Genomic DNA, 18,087 nt, shown 5'->3' on the forward strand with positions numbered 1-18,087 from the left:
AGCCTCGCTTTTTATACGGTTAAATTTGCAAAATGCAATGCGCAATGCAATTATTGATACAAAATGCAATCAAAAAGACCATTGGCTAGGTTATGCAGAAAAATACCCCAAAACAAAAAACCAAATACCTTTTAATGGTAGAAGATACCGCGTCTGTCGCAGCCTTGTATCGTTCCTATCTTACCCCCCTTGGTATCGATATTAATATCGTTGGAACCGGACGTGATGCCATTGAAAGTCTTTCATTCCGAACCCCAGATTTGATTTTGCTTGATCTTCGTTTGCCGGATATGACGGGCATGGATGTACTACATGAAGTGAAACAGAAAAATCCGGATGTACCCGTTATCTTTATGACAGCGCATGGTTCTATAGATACTGCGGTTGAAGCCATGAGACATGGTGCTCAAGACTTTCTTATTAAGCCCTGCGAGGCAGACCGCTTGCGTGTTACGGTCAATAACGCTATTCGCAAAGCATCAAAGCTCAAAACTGAGGCAGGGATTAACCAAGGTTATCAAGGTTTTATCGGTAGTAGTCACAATATGCAGGCGGTTTATCGCACCATAGACTCAGCAGCTGCAAGTAAAGCGAGTATTTTTATTACTGGCGAGAGTGGTACAGGTAAAGAGGTGTGCGCAGAAGCGATACATGCAGCGAGCAAACGTGGCGATAAGCCATTCATCGCAATTAACTGTGCAGCTATTCCAAAAGATCTTATCGAGAGTGAGCTGTTTGGTCACGTTAAAGGTGCATTTACTGGCGCGGCAACCGACCGTCAAGGGGCTGCAGAATTGGCTGATGGAGGCACTTTGTTCCTCGATGAGCTTTGCGAAATGGATTTGGATCTGCAAACAAAGTTGTTGAGATTTATCCAAACCGGCACGTTCCAAAAAGTTGGCTCATCAAAAATGAAGAGCGTTGATGTACGCTTTGTCTGTGCCACCAACCGAGACCCTTGGAAAGAAGTGCAAGAAGGGCGTTTTCGTGAAGATTTGTATTACCGCCTGTATGTTATCCCACTCCATTTACCACCACTTAGAGAGCGTGGTGAAGATGTCATTGAAATTGCATACTCTCTGTTGGGTTTTATGTCGAAAGAGGAAGGGAAGGACTTCATCAGGCTATCCCCTGAAGTAGTGGATTGCTTTGCGCGCTATGAGTGGCCGGGCAATGTGCGCCAATTGCAGAATGTGTTACGCAACGTTGTGGTACTCAATAATGGTAAAGAAATTGGTCTTGATATGTTACCACCGCCACTGAATCAGCCGATGCCAGCAAATTCAATTACCTTACCTCAAGAGAAAGATATGTTATCCGTTCACGATATTTTTCCTCTTTGGATGACAGAGAAAAGAGCGATTGAACAAGCTATTAGTGCGTGTGATGGCAATATTCCCAAAGCGGCTGGATACTTAGATGTGAGCCCATCGACGATTTATCGCAAACTGCAAGCATGGAATGAAAAGCAAATATAGTAGGGCGTCATGGATATAATCAATTGGCAGCAAGTCGAACGTTTGAAACAAGAAATTGGCGCAGATAACCTGCCGATATTGTTAGAGATATTTCTGGGTGAATTAAACCAATATGCGGAAAATCTTAATAGTAAAAGTAGCGATCAAGAAGCCTATTTGAAAGAAATTAGCCATGCATTAAAAAGCAGTGCCGCGAGCTTTGGTGCAGAGGCGCTGCGTAATTTAGCTATTGATTATGATGGCGCAGGAAAAGCCGGTAAGAACCTCGATAGCAGCGAGCAAAAAAATAGAATGCTCGCGTTGCTAAAAGAGACTCATCAATGTTATGAAAAGCTACTGACTCAGTAGCTCGACGACCGCATTATTCAATTTTTGACGGTCATGACGCCAGTCGCGATTCGGTGAAGCAAGATCCGCTTGAATGCAATTCCAATCAGCAAGTTCAGGATGCTCTTGCGCACCCAATACCACGTCGATTTTGCGTGCTTGGCAGGATCTTTCACACCATTCTAATTTCTCTTTGAGTGACATTCGACCGGCAGGTCCATACTCAGGCGATAAGTTTTCGATGAAAACCAGCTTAGCATTTAAGTTTTCCGCAATAGCTCGCCCAATTTCTGGCAGCAGAAGCGGTGGCATAATACTAGTAAGGAAGCTACCAGGTCCGAGGATGATCATATCGGCGTGCTCGATAGCCGTTACACCCTCTTTGGTTGCCGGTACTTCAGGCTCCAAATCTAAACGCTGTAGATCTGCTTCCATTTCATCAACGCTGGTTTCGCCCGTCACCCATTTGCCTTCTTTTGACAGAGCTTTGAGATCGGAAGGGTGTTCTGACATTGGCACGAGATTAATATCGACTTTCAGCATGTTGCGGATCAAGTTGATTGCATCAAGTGGGCGAACAGATAGATTATCTAGTGCCGTTAGCATCAGATTACCTAAATTGTGTCCATCCAATTCACCAGTACCTTTAAAGCGATATTCAAACATCATTGAGCTGATGGATGGTTCGGTAATCAACTGATTGACACAGTTACGCGTATCGCCCCAAGCAATCCCACCTTGGCAATGGCGAATTCGTCCTGTTGACCCCCCGTTGTCGGTGGTAGTGACAATACCAGTCGCGTTTGAACCGAAATCGTTTAGCGCTGCAAGCATTCGTCCTAAGCCGTGACCACCACCAATGGCGACCACCTTTTTTGTAGAGTAGATTGTCATTTGTTTTTCTTATTTCCCGCTATACCAACTACAATTTAAGGTAATTCATTTGAACAGGGTACTCAATAGTCTGTAAATTGAGTTGAAAGTAATTTTTTTCGCTCAAAGGGTAGAATCACTTACCGTTTTTAAGTATTTTATCAAGTAGCTGCCGTTGGGTTCATTAATGTTTGATTTTTGAACATGCAACGGTTGCCATAACTCCGAGCTCATTAAGCTAAGTTCTACCATAGAATAAGCTTTGTGAGCCAGTGGCATAACGCCACCAGGGCATAATTGGAAATGATTATGCCTCCCGTATTTGGAAAGGTGTTCCGTGGCGCAACAATTAGAAGATAAATTCCATCGCAAGTTTTATTACTTGCGTCTCTCTGTTACAGATGTCTGTAACTTTAAATGCACATATTGCTTACCTGATGGTTACAAACCGTCAGGGCAGAAAAACTCGTCTTTTTTATCACTACCTGAGATCCAGCGTGTTGTTCGCACCTTTGCCGATTGCGGCACGAGTAAGGTTCGTATCACTGGTGGTGAGCCTAGCCTACGTAAAGATTTTACTCAAATTATTGAAACTATTGCTAACACAAATGGTATCAGTAAAGTTGCTACCACGACCAATGGCTACCGCATGGAAAAGCAGGTTGAGGAGTGGAAGCAAGCTGGGTTAACTCATATTAACGTCAGTGTTGATAGCCTTGATCCACGTCTGTTTCATCAGATTACCGGTGAGAATAAGTTTAACCAAGTTATGGCGGGTATCGACCGTGCGTTCGAAGTCGGTTACTCGCAGATCAAAGTCAATGTCGTGTTGATGAAAGATCTTAACTCCCATCAATTGCCGCTATTTCTCGACTGGATTAAACATCGACCAATTCAATTGCGTTTTATCGAGCTAATGCAAACGGGTGATATGGATGAGTTGTTCAACAACCATCACGTATCCGGTGTGCAGATCCGCAATCAATTGATAGCAAATGGTTGGCTACTCAAAATTCGCGAGAAAAATGATGGTCCAGCACAGGTTTTCGTTCATCCTGATTATCAGGGTGAAATAGGATTGATTATGCCGTATGAAAAAGGTTTTTGCGAAAGTTGCAATCGCCTGCGCGTGTCGGCATTGGGCAAATTGCATCTTTGTTTGTTTGGTGATCATGGCGTTGAGCTGCGTGACCTATTAGAACATGATGAGCAAGAGCCGCTGTTGATTCAACGTATTCAAGAGCAGTTACAAACCAAATCTGTTAGCCATTATCTTCAAGATGGGAATACAGGAATGACGCCACATCTCGCGTCAATTGGCGGCTAGCTGAGTAATCATCCACATAATTTATAGTCGGTATTAACCGGCAAACAAAACTAAACACAACAGGTAGGTGACTAAATGGGTCATGCAGAGAACAAGTTCCAACCAGCAAACATTGCAGTATTAACCGTGTCTGACACGCGCACAGAAGAAAATGATACTTCTGGTGGTTACCTTGTAGAAAACGCCAAAGACGCAGGTCACAACGTTGTAGATAAACAAATTGTTATCGATGACATGTATAAAATTCGCGCTATTGTATCTCAGTGGATTGCTGACGAAAACGTGCAAGCAGTCATGATTACTGGTGGTACAGGCTTTACTTCTCGTGACAGCACTCCGGAAGCATTGAAACCGTTGTTTGATAAAGAAGTCGAAGGTTTTGGTGAGCTATTCCGTTTGGTTTCTTATGAAGAAATCGGCACATCGACGATTCAATCGCGCGCGATTGCGGGTTTTGCAAATCACACCGTAATTTTTGCGATGCCGGGCTCTACTGGTGCATGCCGTACAGGATGGACAAAAATCATCAAGCAACAACTTGATGCGAGTCACCGCCCTTGTAATTTTATGCCACATCTATCGGTTTAATCGCTGTCTGATTTTTTAATGCGGAGCAATCATGAGCCAGTTTACCCATATTAATGCTTCAGGCGAAGCGAACATGGTGGATGTATCGGGCAAAGCTGAGACAGTACGTGAAGCACGTGCGGAAGCTTTTGTTCATATGGCACCAGAAACCTTGCAACTGATCACATCAGGTCAGCACCATAAAGGTGACGTATTCGCAACTGCGCGAATCGCTGGAATCCAAGCAGCAAAGAAAACATGGGATCTTATTCCCCTTTGCCACCCATTGTTGCTTTCTAAAGTAGAAGTGCAACTTGAAGCTAATGAGGCTGAAAATTATGTACGCATTGAATCAGTCTGTAAGCTTGCGGGTAAAACTGGCGTTGAAATGGAAGCGTTGACAGCCGCCTCTGTTGCGGCCTTGACGATCTACGATATGTGTAAAGCCGTACAAAAAGACATGGTGATTAGTCAGGTTCGGTTGCTTGAAAAGCTGGGTGGAAAATCAGGTCACTTTAAGGTGGATGCATGATAAAGGTTTTATTCTTTGCTCAAACTCGTGAATTAGTGAGTACTGATGAGCTTTTGTTGGAAGGAGAATTCAACACGGTAGAAGAACTGCGTTCTCACCTTGCTTCACAAAAAGGTAAGTGGGATTTAGCGATGGACCCTAGTCGTCTACTTGCGGCTGTTAATCAATCTATCGTTCCGTTGACACACTCTATTTCAAGTGGCGATGAAGTGGCATTTTTCCCACCAGTTACGGGAGGCTAATATGGACTCTCGTGTATCAGTACAGGTTGAAGATTTCAACGTGGGTGATGAGTACCAAGCGTTAGCGAAAAGTAATGCTTCAGGTGCAGTGGTGACTTTTGTTGGAAAAGTGCGTGACATGAACCTAGGTGATGACGTTGTCGGTCTCTCTTTGGAACATTATCCGGGCATGACGGAAAAGGCGCTAGCTGAAATATGCAATGAAGCTGAGCAGCGTTGGTCTCTTGAAGGTATTCGCGTTATTCACCGCGTAGGTGATATGAACACGGGTGACCAAATTGTTTTCGTCGGTGTTGCAAGTGCGCATAGAGGCGCGTCGTTTGAAGCGTGTGAATTCGTGATGGATTATCTTAAAACCAAAGCACCGTTTTGGAAAAAAGAACGCACGACAGAGTCTACACGTTGGGTTGATTCGCGAGACTCAGATGCCAAAGCAGCAGAGCGTTGGCAAAAATAGCGATAACGAAATGAACAAGGGCATAAGCGAGAGCATATGCCCTTTTCTTGTTTAGAAGAGCATTGATTGGTATCACCTATCAGAAAAATTGCTGCTTTCCATTTAGTAAAATCAAGAAATTAGGCGACACTTACCTTAACGAACATTTTTGCAGCAGTGCGTCAAAGTCAGTTGCATTATAAGGAGACGAAGATGGAGTCGTTAAGAGTAAAAGATTATATGACACTACAAGCCGTTACTTTTAAGCCAGAGATGTCACTCAGTGCAGCTTTAGACAAAGCAATGGGCTCGGATTATCTTGGCGGACCTGTCATTAACGAAAAAAAAGAAGTGATAGGCTTCCTATCGGGTCAAGATTTGCTCGATAAGCTAATTAAAGTAAGCTATTTTTGCCAGGATACTCATATCGTAAGTGATTGTATGTCTACCGATGTTCTGTCGGTTTCTTCAGAGGTATCAGTCATTGATTTAGCTGAGATGATGAAAATTGGCAAGCCTAAAGTGTATCCAGTGGTTGATAACGGAAAATTGGTGGGGATCATTACTCGCAAGGATGTATTAAGAGCGATTGCGAAAAACATAGATGCATGCTTTAAACATCCAGTATGATGTTTATTCGTAAAGAAAAGGCGCTAAGGCGCCTTTTTATTTTTAGCGGTTAGAGGCTCTGCTTTTTGACACAAAGGAATGCAATGGTAGATCAAAGCGCCAAGTTTGTTGAAGGATCGACCATGCGGCATATATTGGTAATGTCGGGGGCGGGATCGGTAGGGCTAATGGCCCTGTTTGTGGTTGATCTGCTTGATATGCTGTTTATCAGTATGCTGGGGCAAGTTGAACTGGCAGCAGCGGTTGGTTTTGCTGGTACATTAGTGTTTTTCTCTACCTCTATCTCGATCGGTACTTCGATTGCAATGGGGGCTTTGGTTTCAAAAGCTATTGGCAGTAAGCAGTACACCTATGCTCGAGCTTTAAGTAGCAGTACGTTGTTGACGGCGTTTGCAATTAGCTGCGTTGTTAGCGTTGTGATGTATAGTTTTATTCCTGAGTTACTGGCGGCGATTGGAGCTAAAGGGTTTGTTGCCGAGCGGGCACAAGCTTACCTTGAAATTCTCATTCCAAGTGGTCCTATTCTGGCGCTGGGCATGGCGGCAGGCGCCGCTCTTCGTGCTGCCGGTGATGCTAAACGATCGATGTGGGCAACCTTAGCTGGTGGCATTGTCAATGCGATTCTCGACCCCATTTTTATTTTTGTGTTCCATTGGAATGTTGAAGGTGCAGCGGCGGCTTCCGTCATTGCACGTATTGCGGTATTGGTTTTCTCAATTTATCCGTTAATTAGAACTCACGATTTGGTCGCCATCCCATCATTTTATGCGTGGAGGAGCAATGCAAAGGCTATTTTGGCGATAGCTATTCCAGCGGTTATTACCAATATCGCGACACCTATTGGTAATGCAATAGTGACTTCTTCCATTGCCCAATTTGGCGAGAATTTTGTGGCAGGTTTTGCCGTAATAGGGCGTCTAACTCCGGTTTGTTTTGCCGTGATATTTGCTCTATCAGGTGCAGTTGGTCCTATTGTTGGGCAAAACTTTGGCGCGGAGCGTTTTGACCGAGTAAAAGAGACGCTGAATAACTCACTGCTCGTGACTACCATCTACACCATATTTGTCTGCATTGTCCTCTACTTAGTACAAGATCAAGTCATCGCAAGCTTTAGTTTAACTGGGGATGCCGCGTTGATTGTCGCAACCTTTTGTACTTATATCGCAGTCAGCTTTATTTTCAATGGTATGCAGTTTGTGGCGAATACTTCGTTCAATAATCTTGGAAAGCCACTTTATTCCACTGCGCTTAACTTAGGTAAAGCAACGCTTGGAACCCTACCGTTCGTACATATTGGTGCCAATTGGTTTGGTGCCGTGGGTGTGTTGTATGGGCAAGCTTCAGGAACGATTGTTTTTGGTCTTATTGCTTTATGGATGCTTCGTAAACATATACGAGATCTGGTGCAGGGTAACGCAGTCGATCTAGAACCCAAAGATCCTTCTATTACAAGCCTTAATACCACGCCATTTTGTAGCCATGATGCGGTACTGATTGAAGAAGTAGCTGCGAATAAAGAAAAATTATCTAATTAAACGCTTGACCTTGGAGTGCACTCCAAGGTTTATGATTAGTGTGTACTTTGATAGGAGAATCAATTATGTGCACCAAACATGAAGCGTGCCGCTCAAACAAAAAAGTGCTGAACCCAACCCAAGCGGGTTCTTGCTCTAGTCCAAAGATCACGAGTATTAAAATGGCATCTGTATCAGCATCAGAGCCGGAGTGTTGTGCAAGCTCTACTTGTAGCAGCGGCGCAGATCCTACTGATGAGGAAAGCGATTCCGGTAGCTCACTTCAAACTCGCTTTAATCATAGCTGGAAAGTTGACGGTATGGACTGTCCTTCTTGTGCTCGAAAAATCGAAACTGCGGTAAATAAGATCGAGGGTATTCTAGAAGCCAAGGTACTATTTGCTACTGAAAAACTAGTGATTAAATCGAATGATGTTGGTGTTGCAGCATTAGTCGAACAAGCTATTCTTGATACTGGTTTTACATTTCGCTCTTCTGACCAAAAGAACGCCCCTGAAAAACCTACAGGGTGGTTTGGTATCATTAAGCAAAACGCACAGATTGTTTCTATCGCATCGGCGATGGCAGTTGCTGCTGTCTTAAAATCCTCCCAGCCACAAATTAGTGAATGGCTTTTCATCTTAACCTGTTTAGTCGGTCTCTATCCGATCACAAAAAAAGCGCTAGCTTTGGCAAAATCAGGTACACCTTTCGCGATTGAAACATTAATGAGTGTAGCCGCCATTGGTGCATTGTATTTAGGTGAAACGGTTGAAGCGGCGATGGTACTGTTGCTCTTTCTCATTGGTGAGCGCCTAGAAGCCTTTGCTGCCTCGCGGGCTAGAAGTGGTGTGCAGGCTCTGATGGAGTTGGTGCCTGAAACCGCAATAAAGATAGTAGATGGCAAGCGCATAGAAGTCTCGGCAAGTGAACTGAACCTTGGTGATATCATTGAAGTTTCCCCAGGCTCACGTTTACCTGCAGATGGTAAAATTTTCTCTGGCGGCGCAAGTTTTGATGAAAGTGCACTAACTGGTGAGTCGATTCCTGTTGAGCGCGTCGAAAATGAATCCGTTATGGCTGGTGCTGTAGTGGTAGACAAAGTGGTGCGTTTAACCATTACCTCAAAACAAGGTGAAAATGCGATTGATCGAATTCTCCATTTGATCGAAGAAGCGGAATCGCGCAAAGCACCATTAGAACGATTTTTAGATCGATTTAGTCGCTGGTACACACCATTAATGATGTTGCTTTCACTGTTAGTAATTATCACGCCTCCGTTGCTATTTGCTCAGCCTTGGGAAACGTGGGTTTATCGTGGATTAGCAATGTTACTGATCGCCTGTCCTTGCGCTTTGGTTATCTCAACGCCGGCAGCTATTACATCTGGTCTAGCCGCTGCTGCTCGCCGAGGCGCACTCATCAAAGGTGGTGCGGCGCTCGAGCAGTTAGGTCGTATTGAATCAGTCGCGTTTGATAAAACTGGCACGTTGACCCAAGGCAAACCGGAAGTGACAGACGTCGTGGCTGCAAAAGGAGCCGATCAAGCATGGTTGCTCCAACATATTGCTGCTATTGAAGTGGGTTCAAGTCATCCACTGGCAGTTTCACTGGTGAAGTATGCTCAAGCTGAGGGAATTGAGTTACCGGAAGCGAGCGACAAGCAAGCACTTATAGGTAGCGGTATTCAAGGTTGGGTTGATGGCATACTTTACCAAGCAATGGCCCCGAGCAAATTAGCCGTTGAGTTGGATGCGAGTTTAAGTCAGCAAGTATCACAACTTGAAGACCAAGGAAAAACAGTCATAGTCGCCTTGCAAGATAGCAAAGTGCTCGGACTGATAGCTTGGCAAGATACCCTGCGCGAAGATGCCAAGAATGCAGTAAAAGCACTCAAAGCCTTAGGTATTAACTCAATTATGCTGACCGGTGATAATCCTCGTAGTGCTGCAGCGATCAGCTCCCAGATTGATATCGATTTTAAAGCCAGTCTACTTCCGCAAGATAAAGTACATTATGTTGAGCAGCTATCGGCACAACACAATGTTGCTATGGTAGGGGATGGTATAAACGATGCTCCTGCGATGAAAGCGGCAAGCATTGGGATTGCGATGGGCGGCGGCACTGATGTTGCGTTAGAAACGGCTGATGCTGCGATTACGCATAATCGATTGATTGAACTGGCGGCGATGATCGAGCTTTCCCGAGCTACATTGAATAACATTCGCCAGAATGTTGCGCTCGCACTTGGGTTAAAGGGAGTATTTCTCGTCACGAGCTTATTTGGTATTACTGGGTTATGGGTGGCGGTTTTGGCAGACAGCGGTGCTACCGCGATAGTGACCTTGAATGCGTTACGTTTGCTTAAATTCAAAAGCAAACAAGACTAACTCACATTAATGTTAAAAGTAGCCACTAAATTCTGTTTAGTGGCTATCCTTTTTATGCAATGGGTTGTCGGACATATCGATTAAAATGTGATGCCAACCGTTTTTATGTGCAAGTCGAAAGTTTCTTACTCTCTGCACTGTGATTTTGCTCACTCTTTGGGTGGGGTGAGTTGGTTAGAGTGGTTTTGTACCCAATGAATTGATAGAGCGAGCCTATTTGAAGCGCTCGACGTAATAAGGAGTTCCGCATGTCTCAAGCTGTATTTCACCTAGGTATTACTCAAGCCGATCTTGCTGGTGCAACATTGGCGATTATTCCAGGCGATCCAGCCCGCGTACAAAAGATTGCTGAGGAAATGGAAAATCCTGTGTTTCTAGCGAGCCATCGTGAGTATACCCTTTATCGCGCAGAGCTTGATGGCAAGTCAGTAGTTGTTTGTTCTACTGGTATTGGTGGTCCTTCTACGTCGATTGCGGTTGAAGAATTAGCCCAGCTTGGTGTTCGTACCTTCTTACGAGTTGGTACCACTGGTGCTATTCAACCTCACGTAAACGTGGGTGATATGATTGTCACCACAGGTTCTGTTCGTCTTGATGGAGCAAGCTTGCACTTCGCGCCAATGGAATTCCCTGCAGTGGCTGATTATGATGTCACAACAGCAATGAAAGCAGCGGTAGAAGAATCTGGTGCTCCAGTCCATATGGGAGTGACAGCATCTAGTGATACTTTCTATCCGGGTCAAGAGCGCTACGATACGTTTTCTGGTCGCGTTGTGAAGCGCTTCCAAGGCTCAATGCAAGAGTGGCAAGAGATGGGCGTACTTAACTTTGAAATGGAATCAGCGACGCTGCTGACCATGTGTGCAAGCTCAGGATTACGCGCGGGTTGTGTTGCGGGCGTGATTATCAACCGTACACAAAAAGAGATCCCTGATCATGCCACGTTAAAAGAGACGGAAGCGCGCTCAATTAAGGTTGTTGTAGAAGCAGCACGTAAGATGCTTTAACGCTTTAACATCGTAATACAGTAAAAGCCACCATCAGGTGGCTTTTTTGATCTCGGAAGGTAAAGCTCAGCTAAGGGTTGATATAAGAACGAGGTGATTAGTCACTAAGCAAAGGAATAGCAAGTATAAAAAATCCCCGCTAAAGCGAGGATTTTTTAGAAAGCGAAAGAGCTTACATGACACGCATGCCAGGTTGAGCACCTTCATGTGGCTCAAGGATCCATAGTTCGCTGCCACCAGGGCCCGCTGCTAAGATCATGCCTTCAGACATACCAAACTTCATCTTACGAGGTTTTAGGTTTGCAACCATAACGGTTAACTTGCCTTCAAGCTCTTCAGGTTTGTAAGCTGATTTGATACCAGAGAATACTTGGCGAGTTTCACCACCGATGTCCAATTGGAACTTCAGTAGTTTGTCTGCTTTTGGTACTTCTTCACAAGAGATGATACGTGCAATACGCATGTCTACTTGTGCAAACGCATCAAACTCAATTTCTTCAGCCAGTGGATCTTTGCTTAGCTCAGTTTCGCCGCCTAATTTTGCCGCTTCTGCCTGCTCTTTTGCTGCCATTTCGATTGCTGCATCTTCTTTTGATGCTTCGATCATCGCTTCGATGTTCTTAGGATCAATACGGTTGAAGAGTGCTTTAAACTTAGTTACTTCATGATCGGTTAACGGTTGTGCAATGCTTTCCCAAGTTAATTCTTCATTTAGGAACGCTTCAGTACGAGCCGTTAACTCAGGCATTACTGGTTTTAGGTACGCCATTAGAACGCGGAATAAGTTGATACCAACAGAACAGATTTCTTGCAGTTCTTGATCTTTACCTTCTTCTTTGGCAACTACCCAAGGTGCTTTCTCATCAACGTATTGGTTTGCTTTGTCTGCTAGTGCGGTGATCTCACGGATTGCACGACCAAATTCGCGAGCTTCGTAGAAATTACCAATGCGACCTGCGGCTGCAACGAATTCGTTGTATAGCTCAGGTTCTGCAAAGTTAGCTGATAGCTTGCCTTCAAAACGTTTTGCGATGAAACCAGCGTTACGAGATGCAAGGTTTACAATCTTGTTTACTACATCAGCGTTTACACGTTGAGTGAAGTCTTCAAGGTTAAGATCCAAGTCATCAATGCGGCTGTTTAGCTTCGCTGCGTAGTAGTAACGTAGACATTCTGGGTCCAGATGGTTTAGGTAAGTGCTCGCCTTAACAAACGTACCTTTAGACTTAGACATTTTCGCGCCGTTTACCGTTACATAGCCGTGTACGAAGACATTGTTTGGCTTACGGAAACCAGAACCTTCTAGCATTGCTGGCCAGAATAGGCTGTGGAAGTAAACGATGTCTTTGCCAATGAAGTGATAAAGCTCAGTCGTGCTGTCTTTTTTCCAGTATTCATTGAAGTCTAGACCTTCTGTTTTATTACATAGGTTCTTAAATGAAGCCATGTAACCGACAGGGGCATCTAGCCATACGTAGAAAAATTTGTTGGTTTCACCTGGGATCTCAAAGCCAAAGTATGGCGCATCACGTGAGATATCCCATTGCTGTAGACCAGACTCAAACCACTCTTGCATCTTGTTTGCTGTTTCAGTTTGTAGCGCACCAGAGCGAGTCCACTCTTTTAGCATGCTTTCAAACTGAGGCAGATCGAAGAAGAAGTGCTCAGAATCTTTCATAATTGGTGTTGCACCAGACACAGCTGATTTAGGGTTAATCAGATCTGTTGGGCTGTATGTTTCACCACAGCTATCGCAGTTGTCACCGTATTGGTCTTCAGACTTACACTTAGGGCAAGTACCTTTTACAAAACGGTCTGGTAGGAACATCTCTTTTTCTGGGTCAAACAGTTGAGAGATAGTACGGCTAGAGATAAAGCCATTCTTTTTCAGTTCTAGATAGATGTGTGACGCCAGCTCGCGGTTCTCGTCAGAGTGTGTGCTGTGGTAGTTATCGAAGCTGATGTCAAAGCCAGCGAAGTCTTTTTGATGTTCTTCACTTACGGCAGCGATCATCTCTTCTGGAGAGATACCCATCTGTTGAGCTTTAAGCATGATTGGCGTGCCGTGAGCGTCGTCAGCACAGATGAAGTTTACAGTGTTTCCACGTAGGCGTTGGTAACGAACCCAGATATCCGCTTGGATATGCTCAAGCATATGACCAAGGTGGATCGAACCGTTAGCGTACGGGAGGGCACAAGTTACCAGTAATTTCCTTGGTGTAAGGGTTCTTGGATCGTTTGCCATACTTAATATTCGCTTTTCTCGATAGGTACAAAAAATAGAGACTTATACTACCTGATCCAAACAGCGACTCCAAGGAGTCTAATTGGCATTCCCTTAGTTTTTTCAGGGTTCTGTATCTGAGCTTGGAGTGCTACGATTGAAACTAGAATCAAGCGGCTTTGAGTTGTTGTACTTAAAGTGGCTAGGACAACGATTAACACCTTGTCTTTAAACCAAGTAATACGCATCTAACCGCATGTATTGAGGTTACTTGGCTATATAAAGGAGAACCTATGCTTCAGTTCAATTCCAAGCAAGAATTTTGTTCTTGGCTCAGTCAATTTGAGCATCACCATCTGATCCAAGATTGGGCATCAACTCAGGGCGTTGTCAGCGTCGATGCGCAAGGCTATTTTGCGATTAAGCTGCCATTTGCAGCCAATCAGTTAGTGACAGAACTGGATGCGTGGATAAAACAACAACAGCAAAACCAAGATGTCGCCCCGTTTAACTACCAGATCGCAGTTGAAGTAAAAACGTTAAAAAGCCATGTTGCTACTAGCATTAAAGGTGTGAAAAACATCATTGCGGTGACGTCAGCAAAAGGAGGGGTGGGGAAATCGACTACCTCAGTTAACCTTGCATTGGCGATTGCGCAAAGTGGTGCAAAAGTTGGTTTACTTGATGCTGATATCTATGGACCATCAGTGCCGATGATGATCGGGCAACAGGACGCTCAACCACAAGTGCGTGATAATAAATGGATGCAACCGATTGAGGCTCACGGTATTCATACTCATTCAATTGGTTACTTAGTCTCTAAAGATGACGCCACAATTTGGCGTGGTCCTATGGCATCGAAAGCTCTAGGGCAGTTGTTAAATGAAACCGATTGGCCAGCGTTAGATTATTTGGTGATTGATATGCCACCGGGTACTGGTGATATTCAATTGAGCCTTGCACAGCAGATTCCGGTTACTGGTGCTGTTATTGTAACGACACCACAAGATTTAGCGTTAGCCGATGCCCGAAAAGGGGCGGCAATGTTTGATAAAGTGGGCATCCCTATCGTTGGGTTGGTTGAGAATATGAGTTACCACATATGCAGCCAGTGCGGACACAAAGAGCACATCTTTGGCACTGGTGGCGCAGAAAAAATGTCGAGTGAGTTTAGTTTAGATCTGCTTGGGAAAATTCCATTGCATATTGACGTTAGGGAAGACATTGATTCTGGTTGCCCGACTGTTGCTGCGAGACCTAACTCTGAACATACCAAGCAGTATCTAGAATTAGCAGAGGCGGTTTGTGCTCGGCTATTTTGGCGTGGAGACGTTCAACCTGATGCCATCAATATCACCATGGTGTAAGCATATGTTGTTAGGTATTTAACGAGTCTTATTCTGGTTAAACGATTGCTTTTATCGTACTTATTCCATTTTGTATGGAAAGTAGATTTAAACTATTACTTTCTGGTATCTAGCTACTGAACTCCCTATAATCAGGCAGTTTAATTTGGCTCTGCTAATCTTTTCATACCAGACTTTTAGCAGGTCAAAGCTCACCAATCAATTCATCGGGTGCAAGAATAATGTCTGTTAATAATCAATGTGTAATCGTCGGTATTGCTGGCGCGTCAGCTTCAGGGAAAAGCTTGATCGCAAGCACTATTTACAATGAACTTCGTGAGAAGGTAGGCGATCATCAAATTGGTGTCATTACGGAAGATTGCTATTACAACGACCAGACTCATCTGAGCATGGAAGAACGAGTAAAAACCAATTATGACCACCCGAGTGCGCTGGATCATGATCTACTGTGTGATCATCTAGAAAAACTAGTTAAAGGTGAAGTAGTTGAAGTGCCTGAGTATAGTTACTCAGAGCATACGCGTACGGAAAATACCACAACAATGACACCGAAAAAGGTGATCATTCTAGAAGGCATTTTGCTACTTACGGACCCACGTCTACGTAAACTGATGCATGCGACCATCTTTATGGATACGCCACTGGATATCTGTTTGTTACGCCGTGTGAAACGTGATGTGGAAGAGCGTGGTCGTACGATGGAATCGGTATTAAAGCAATACCAGCAAACTGTTCGTCCAATGTTTATGCAATTTATTGAACCATCAAAGCAACATGCTGATATTATCGTGCCACGCGGTGGTAAAAACCGTATTGCTATTGATGTGTTAAAAGCTCATATCGCTAAACTGCTGAAATCTTAACAGTATTCTAGCTTTAGAGACTTTATTTTTTTCAAGATAAGTGGCACTTTAGGTGCCACTTTCTTTTTTCTGCAAAGCAATCGGTTTCGCGGAATAATTACTATAAACCGTTATACTTTCAGTAAACTTTATTCATTCAACTAGCCTAGTTTGGCTGTTAAGCAAGGATTCTGCTGATGAAGAAAATCGCTTTAGTACTCGCCATTCCCATCGTGGCACTCATTGCCGTCGTTTTGGCACTGGTGCTGCTTGTTAATCCCAATCAATTTAAACCGTTGATCGTTGAACAAGCGAAACAGCAAACAGGTTTAGAGCTTGTTATTGAAGGCGATATCGATTGGCAGTTTTTCCCTTCAATTGGTTTTACGCTAGGTAAAACTGAATTAAAAAATCCGCAAGGCTTTAACCAACCAAACTTATTCAAAGTTGATCAGGTCGGTATTGATGTTTCAGTGATGCCACTATTTAGCCAGCAGCTTGAAATCGGCAATGTGGCGCTAGATGGTGCTGAATTTTATATCGAAACACGTAAAGATGGCGTGAAAAATATTGACGCACTTAGTCAAAGCCAGCAACCAACGGATGCTGAAATACACACACCAGACTCTGAACCTACCAATGATGTGGCTGCTAGTGAAGCCACGCCATGGACAATCAGTTTAGCTGGGGTCGCGATCAATAATGCGTTGCTTGATATTCAAGATAATGAAGCCGGTACACATACCAAGCTCTACGATGTGTCGCTAACACTCACCGAATTTGCGTTAGATGCATGGAGCAAAGCTGATTTTGCGATGAAAGGTGAAACCAATCAGCAGAAATTCACCGCTCAAGGTACCGCCGAGTTAAAATTGGCGACTGGGTTTACAGATTACGCACTGCGTAATATTAGCTTTGATGCGAGCTATAGCGACGCAGAGAATCAGCTTGATTCGGCAAGTATTGAACTGGCGACGTTTGTTTTCGATCAGCCAAATGCGCTGAAATACGCGGTTCAGGGTAAAGCCGCTGACTTGGCGATTGATTTTAAAGGCAGTGCTCAACTGACGGTTAATAAAGCGATCAGTAAAGTCACCATGCAGAAGCTGGTTCTTGATGCCAACCTAGAAGGAAGCAGCCTGCCACAAACGCCAATGAAAGTAGATATGGTTTCGGATCTGTCTTTCGATCTCAATAAGAGCCATTTGAGCTTTGTTCTAGGGAAGCTAACGGCGAACGCACTTCAATTTGATGGCAAGCTCGATGTAACGTTAGCGGATATCCCTAAGATTGTATTTAAGCTGCACAGTCCAAATATTGATTTGGATGAATTCTTAGGTTTAACATCAAAAGGTGATCAACAAGCAAAACAGGGTGATAGTTCAAATACGGGTACAGAATCGACTGCGCCTGAAAATGAGCAAGAACCGGATTTGTCAGCACTGAAAGGTTTAGATCTCACCGGTGCTATTACCATTGATAAATTTAAAGTAAACAACGCAAAGCTACAGAATGTTGATGCTAAATTTAGTGTTAACCGTGGTTTAGTTAAGCTGACATCATTCAGCTCTAATCTATACGATGGTTCAATCAAAGCGACGGCGACCTTAGATGCACGTAAATCCCCAGCGACTTACAACGCGAAGAAGTACATTAAAGGCGTAAAAGTACAGCCACTTCTGATTGATGTTGTCCAAAATGACAAATTGGAAGGTACAGGTAATATTGATGTCGACGTGACAGGTCGCAGCCTTGCCCCAACGGCGATGAAGAAGAACCTAGCAGGTACGATTAAGATTAACTTTGCGGATGGTGCAGTGAACGGTATCAACGTAGCGCAATTGATTCGTGAGAATTACGCTAAGTTCAAAGGTCAGTCAGTTGAAGAGCAAGACAGCGTTAAGAAAACCGATTTTAGCGCAATGACCGCAACGTTAGTACTTAAGAACGGTGTGGTGACAACCAATAATTTGCATGCTCAATCACCTCTATTGCGTGTTCGTGGTGAAGGTAGTGCGAATTACATCAATGAAACTGCAGACTTTACCATTAGTACTTCAATCGTTGGTTCGTTAGAAGGGCAGGGTGGTAAAGACATCAATGAGCTTAAGGATATTACCATTCCAGTAAACATTTCTGGTCAGTGGAGCGATCCTAAATTCAAGCTTGTGTTTGATGATGTATTGAAACAAAAAGCTGAAAAAGAAATCGACCGCGGTTTAAAAAAACTTGATGAAAAACTGGGTGATAAGATTAAAGATGAAAAGACCAAAGAAGCGGTTAATAGCTTAATCAAAGGTTTGTTCAACTAAGTCTATACCCAAGAAACTT

The 18,087-nt window shown here is 43.9% G+C and carries 16 protein-coding genes and 1 riboswitch; of the genes, 14 read left to right on the plus strand and 2 right to left on the minus strand.

Annotation, left to right across the window (positions count from 1 at the left end; all coding sequences use genetic code 11):
• Nucleotides 1-92: 92 nt before the first annotated feature.
• Nucleotides 93-1,478 carry a quorum-sensing sigma-54 dependent transcriptional regulator LuxO gene (gene luxO, locus L4C38_RS01470; protein WP_428795744.1) on the plus strand — a complete coding sequence of 462 codons (1,386 nt, stop codon included), beginning with the start codon at nt 93-95 and terminating at the stop codon, nt 1,476-1,478.
• 9 nt (nt 1,479-1,487) lie between these two features.
• Nucleotides 1,488-1,826: a quorum-sensing phosphorelay protein LuxU gene (gene luxU, locus L4C38_RS01475; RefSeq protein WP_428795745.1), complete on the plus strand. Its 339-nt coding sequence runs from the start codon at nt 1,488-1,490 to the stop codon at nt 1,824-1,826.
• On the opposite strand, the gene L4C38_RS01480 is transcribed toward luxU, so the two are convergent.
• Complete coding sequence (locus L4C38_RS01480) at nt 1,812-2,699, minus strand: YvcK family protein (RefSeq protein WP_428795746.1); 888 nt, start codon at nt 2,697-2,699, stop codon at nt 1,812-1,814. The two genes, luxU and L4C38_RS01480, sit on opposite strands and share 15 nt — an antisense overlap.
• A 189-nt stretch (nt 2,700-2,888) precedes the next feature.
• A riboswitch (molybdenum cofactor riboswitch) is annotated at nt 2,889-3,027 on the plus strand.
• On the opposite strand from L4C38_RS01480, the gene moaA reads away from it, so the two are divergent.
• The 9 genes from moaA (at nt 3,016) to udp (ending at nt 11,323) form a co-directional block, all read left to right on the plus strand.
• A complete protein-coding gene (gene moaA / locus L4C38_RS01485) occupies nt 3,016-4,005 on the plus strand; it encodes a GTP 3',8-cyclase MoaA (RefSeq protein ID WP_428795747.1) in 990 nt (329 codons plus the stop codon). Its footprint overlaps the riboswitch before it by 12 nt.
• A 75-nt stretch (nt 4,006-4,080) precedes the next feature.
• A complete protein-coding gene (gene moaB, locus L4C38_RS01490; protein ID WP_428795748.1) occupies nt 4,081-4,593 on the plus strand; it encodes a molybdenum cofactor biosynthesis protein B in 513 nt (170 codons plus the stop codon).
• Between the two features lie 31 nt (nt 4,594-4,624).
• On the plus strand, nt 4,625-5,104 hold the full coding sequence (moaC, locus tag L4C38_RS01495) for a cyclic pyranopterin monophosphate synthase MoaC (RefSeq protein ID WP_075708487.1): 480 nt from the start codon (nt 4,625-4,627) through the stop codon (nt 5,102-5,104).
• Nucleotides 5,101-5,346, plus strand: coding sequence for a molybdopterin synthase sulfur carrier subunit (moaD, locus tag L4C38_RS01500; RefSeq protein WP_428795749.1), 246 nt, complete (start codon nt 5,101-5,103; stop codon nt 5,344-5,346). The genes moaC and moaD overlap by 4 nt, the downstream gene beginning before the upstream one ends.
• 1 nt (nt 5,347) lies before the next feature.
• Nucleotides 5,348-5,803, plus strand: coding sequence for a molybdopterin synthase catalytic subunit MoaE (moaE, locus tag L4C38_RS01505; protein ID WP_428795750.1), 456 nt, complete (start codon nt 5,348-5,350; stop codon nt 5,801-5,803).
• Nucleotides 5,804-5,995: 192 nt separating this feature from the next.
• Entirely contained in the window at nt 5,996-6,412 is a 417-nt protein-coding gene (locus L4C38_RS01510) for a CBS domain-containing protein (protein WP_428795751.1), read from the plus strand.
• Nucleotides 6,413-6,495: 83 nt separating this feature from the next.
• On the plus strand, nt 6,496-7,947 hold the full coding sequence (locus L4C38_RS01515) for an MATE family efflux transporter (protein WP_428795752.1): 1,452 nt from the start codon (nt 6,496-6,498) through the stop codon (nt 7,945-7,947).
• Nucleotides 7,948-8,012: 65 nt separating this feature from the next.
• Complete coding sequence (locus tag L4C38_RS01520; RefSeq protein ID WP_428795753.1) at nt 8,013-10,316, plus strand: zinc/cadmium/mercury/lead-transporting ATPase; 2,304 nt, start codon at nt 8,013-8,015, stop codon at nt 10,314-10,316.
• A 248-nt stretch (nt 10,317-10,564) separates the two neighbouring features.
• Complete coding sequence (udp, locus tag L4C38_RS01525; RefSeq protein WP_428795754.1) at nt 10,565-11,323, plus strand: uridine phosphorylase; 759 nt, start codon at nt 10,565-10,567, stop codon at nt 11,321-11,323.
• Nucleotides 11,324-11,495: 172 nt separating this feature from the next.
• Here the strand turns inward: udp and metG are convergent, their stop codons facing one another.
• Nucleotides 11,496-13,568, minus strand: coding sequence for a methionine--tRNA ligase (gene metG, locus L4C38_RS01530; RefSeq protein ID WP_428795755.1), 2,073 nt, complete (start codon nt 13,566-13,568; stop codon nt 11,496-11,498).
• Between the two features lie 272 nt (nt 13,569-13,840).
• On the opposite strand from metG, the gene apbC reads away from it, so the two are divergent.
• The 3 genes from apbC (at nt 13,841) to L4C38_RS01545 (ending at nt 18,068) form a co-directional block, all read left to right on the plus strand.
• The gene (apbC, locus tag L4C38_RS01535) at nt 13,841-14,914 is read left to right on the plus strand and encodes an iron-sulfur cluster carrier protein ApbC (protein ID WP_428795756.1); all 1,074 of its coding nucleotides are present in this window, start codon (nt 13,841-13,843) and stop codon (nt 14,912-14,914) included.
• A gap of 221 nt (nt 14,915-15,135) precedes the next feature.
• Complete coding sequence (gene udk, locus L4C38_RS01540) at nt 15,136-15,777, plus strand: uridine kinase (protein WP_428795757.1); 642 nt, start codon at nt 15,136-15,138, stop codon at nt 15,775-15,777.
• 176 nt (nt 15,778-15,953) lie between these two features.
• Nucleotides 15,954-18,068, plus strand: coding sequence for an AsmA family protein (locus L4C38_RS01545; protein WP_428795758.1), 2,115 nt, complete (start codon nt 15,954-15,956; stop codon nt 18,066-18,068).
• Nucleotides 18,069-18,087 lie beyond the last annotated feature (19 nt).

Source organism: Vibrio kasasachensis (assembly GCF_050337565.1).
GTDB classification, from domain to species: Bacteria; Pseudomonadota; Gammaproteobacteria; order Enterobacterales; family Vibrionaceae; genus Vibrio; species Vibrio kasasachensis.

Coding starts and splice junctions, on each gene's coding strand:
- moaE (WP_428795750.1), top strand. CDS start 5,348: ATGGACTCTCGTGTATCAGTACAGGTTGAAGATTTCAACGTGGGTGAT.
- L4C38_RS01520 (WP_428795753.1), top strand. CDS start 8,013: ATGTGCACCAAACATGAAGCGTGCCGCTCAAACAAAAAAGTGCTGAAC.
- luxO (WP_428795744.1), top strand. CDS start 93: ATGCAGAAAAATACCCCAAAACAAAAAACCAAATACCTTTTAATGGTA.
- udp (WP_428795754.1), top strand. CDS start 10,565: ATGTCTCAAGCTGTATTTCACCTAGGTATTACTCAAGCCGATCTTGCT.
- moaD (WP_428795749.1), top strand. CDS start 5,101: ATGATAAAGGTTTTATTCTTTGCTCAAACTCGTGAATTAGTGAGTACT.
- moaB (WP_428795748.1), top strand. CDS start 4,081: ATGGGTCATGCAGAGAACAAGTTCCAACCAGCAAACATTGCAGTATTA.
- udk (WP_428795757.1), top strand. CDS start 15,136: ATGTCTGTTAATAATCAATGTGTAATCGTCGGTATTGCTGGCGCGTCA.
- L4C38_RS01480 (WP_428795746.1), bottom strand. CDS start 2,699: ATGACAATCTACTCTACAAAAAAGGTGGTCGCCATTGGTGGTGGTCAC.
- L4C38_RS01515 (WP_428795752.1), top strand. CDS start 6,496: ATGGTAGATCAAAGCGCCAAGTTTGTTGAAGGATCGACCATGCGGCAT.
- L4C38_RS01545 (WP_428795758.1), top strand. CDS start 15,954: ATGAAGAAAATCGCTTTAGTACTCGCCATTCCCATCGTGGCACTCATT.
- luxU (WP_428795745.1), top strand. CDS start 1,488: ATGGATATAATCAATTGGCAGCAAGTCGAACGTTTGAAACAAGAAATT.
- apbC (WP_428795756.1), top strand. CDS start 13,841: ATGCTTCAGTTCAATTCCAAGCAAGAATTTTGTTCTTGGCTCAGTCAA.
- L4C38_RS01510 (WP_428795751.1), top strand. CDS start 5,996: ATGGAGTCGTTAAGAGTAAAAGATTATATGACACTACAAGCCGTTACT.
- metG (WP_428795755.1), bottom strand. CDS start 13,568: ATGGCAAACGATCCAAGAACCCTTACACCAAGGAAATTACTGGTAACT.
- moaC (WP_075708487.1), top strand. CDS start 4,625: ATGAGCCAGTTTACCCATATTAATGCTTCAGGCGAAGCGAACATGGTG.